Origin of the sequence: Streptomyces milbemycinicus, assembly GCF_002154605.1 — a bacterium.
Classification (GTDB): Bacteria; Actinomycetota; Actinomycetes; order Streptomycetales; family Streptomycetaceae; genus Streptomyces; species Streptomyces milbemycinicus.
Map to the genome: position 1 here is coordinate 1 of NZ_MUNE01000605.1, position 2,569 is coordinate 2,569.

The following is a 2,569-nucleotide window of genomic DNA, read 5'->3' on the forward strand; positions in this document are numbered from 1 at the left end:
CTCGAAGGCCGCCGCCCCGCCGCTGCCCGCGGGGGCGGTGGCCTTCGAGGTGCCGATGCTGGAGCGCGAGGACGAGCGCGAGCGCCTGGCGCGGCTGCTCGCCCGCGGCCGGTCGGTGCGGGTCACCGGGCCCTCCGGCGCGGGCCGCAGCACGCTGCTGGACGCCGTCGCCGCGGACTGCGAGGACCTGGCGCCCGACGGGGTCGTACGCCTCTCCGGCTACCGCCGCACCGCCACCGACCTGCTGTACGAGCTGTACGCCGCCGTCTACCGCGCCCCTCTGTACCGCCCCGGCCGCCCGGAGCTGCTGGCGGCGGTCGCGGAGGTCGGCGCGGTCGTCGTGCTGGACGACATCGAGTTCGGCGGCGCCGCGCTGGACGAGTTCCTGGACGCGACGCCCGAGTGCGCCTATCTGATCTCGGCCACCCCGGCCGTCGCGGCCCCCTCCACCGAGTCGCACCTCGAAGAGGTCTTCCTCTCCGGGCTGAGCCGCACCGGGTCCCTGGAACTGCTCGAGCGGGCCGTACGGCGCCCGTTGGCGGAGGACGAGCGGAACTGGGCCGCGGACCTGTGGTTCGAATCCGAGGGGCTGCCGCTGCGGTTCATCCAGGCGGGCGCGCTGCTCCGGCAGCGCGACGCGCTGCGGGCAGACGCTTCGGGCTCGGCTGAGGCTTCCGGCTCGGCTGAGGTCTCAGGTGCTGCTGGTGGGGCGTCCGGTTCTGGTGGGGCTTCAGGCTCCGCTGAGGGGTCCGGTTCTGCCGGGGCTTCGGGTACGGCCGGGGACCTGGGCGCGGCGGACGACGCCTCCGCCGAGACCGGCGTACGGGACGCCACCCCGCTGCCGACGCTCGCCGAGGGCGCGGCCCCCGTCGCGCTGATCGTCTCCCGGCTGAGCGAGGCGGCCCAGGACACCCTGCGGTTCGCGGTCGCGCTCGGCGGTGAGTGCCCGCACCAGACGCATCTGCCCGCGCTGGCCGGGGACACCCACGCCGACGCGGCGCTCGTCGAGCTGATCGCCGGTGGCCTGGTCACGCCCGCGGGATCGCACTACCGGCTGGCGGTCGGCGTGGCCGACCAACTCGCCGCCGTCGGCTACGCGGACGGGACGGCCGAGCGGGCGGGCGCCGTCGCCCGGCACTACGCCTGGTGGGCCGGCCACCCGTCGGTCGCCCCGGAGCGGGTCGCCGTCGAGGCCGACGCGGTCCTCACCGCCATGGCCGCCCTGGTCGCCGCCCGCGAGGCGGGCCGCGCCGAGACCGCCGTACTGCTGGCCCGCAGCGCCACCCCCGCCTTCGCCGCCGCGCTCCACTGGGGCGCCTGGGAGCGCGCCCTGCGCCATGGCCAGGAGGCCGCGCGGCTGGCCGGACAGGTCGCGGAGGAGGCGTACTTCCACCACGAGCTGGGCGTCCTCGCGCTGTGCACGGGCAATCCGGACCGGGCGCGGGCCGAGTTGGAGGCGTCCATCGGGCTGCGCGGCGTACTGGCCGACAAGCGCGGCACGGTCGCGGGCCGGCGCGCCCTGGCCCTGGTCACCGACCGCTCCGGCGGCCCGGCAGCGGCCGGTGTCTTCGCTGCGCCCGGCGGCCGTACGACGCCGGGCGAGGAGGTCCCGGAGGCGCGCCATGACGAGTCGGCCTCCCCGCCCGGCGGGGTGCCGGCGGGGCGGCAGGACCCGGCCGACACCGAGATCACGGTCGTCACGCCGCGAGTCGAGACGACCGAACGCCTCGACCGCACCGACGTGCTCGCCGCGGTCGGCACCGGCGGCACAGGGGACGGTGGTACGGGCGGCGCGGGCGGTAACGGTGGTCCCGGCGGTCAGGGAGGCGGCCCCGGCGGCGGCAGGACCCCGCACGGCCGCCGCTTCGCGGCGCTCACCGGCGCCCGGCGCAACCTGGTCGCGGCGGGCGCGGGCGCCCTGCTCGTGGCCGTCCTCGGCACGGTGGTGACGATCGGCGTCACCTCGGGCGACGGGGACAAGGGCTCCGCCGACACCGTCAAGCCGAGCGAGTCGACCTCCCGTAAGGCCGACGACAAGGGGGTGACCGCCGAAGAGCCCACGAGCGGCGCGGGCGAGAGCCAGCAGCCGGGCCCCAGCGGCGTCCCCGGGGCGCCCACGTCCCCGTCCACGCTCGTCAGCGGCTCGCCCAGCGCCTCGCAGAGCCCGACCGCCCCGTCGTCCAGCGGCGCGGCGTCGCCGACGGGCGAGCCGACGACGACCCCACCCACGTCCGGGTCCACCACGCACACCCCGACCCACCGCCCGACGACGCCGACCACCCCGCCGAGCAGCACCACCAAGCCGCCCACTACCAAGCCGCCCACCACCACGCCGCCCACCAGCCCCACCACAAGCCCCGGAGGCGACACCACGAACACGGCCAGCGGCCCGGCGACGACGGCGAGCAGTTCCACGTCCGCCGCCCCGACCTCGTCGACCTCGTCGATGTAACAGCACCCGATACGCCGCGCGGCGCGGCCCGGCGATGCCGGACCGCGCCGCGCGGCGTATCGGGCCTCAGAACAGCCGCAGCTTGTCGTCCTCGATGCCGCGCAGCGCGTCGTAGTC

The 2,569-nt window shown here is 77.3% G+C and carries 1 protein-coding gene; it reads left to right on the plus strand.

All coding sequences use genetic code 11. The annotated features are described in order from the left end of the window. Positions 1–2,452 (plus strand): ATP-binding protein (locus CCN51_RS56705; protein ID WP_086860688.1); only part of this gene is annotated, 2,452 nt, incomplete at its 5' end. Between the last annotated feature and the right edge of the window lie 117 nt (positions 2,453–2,569).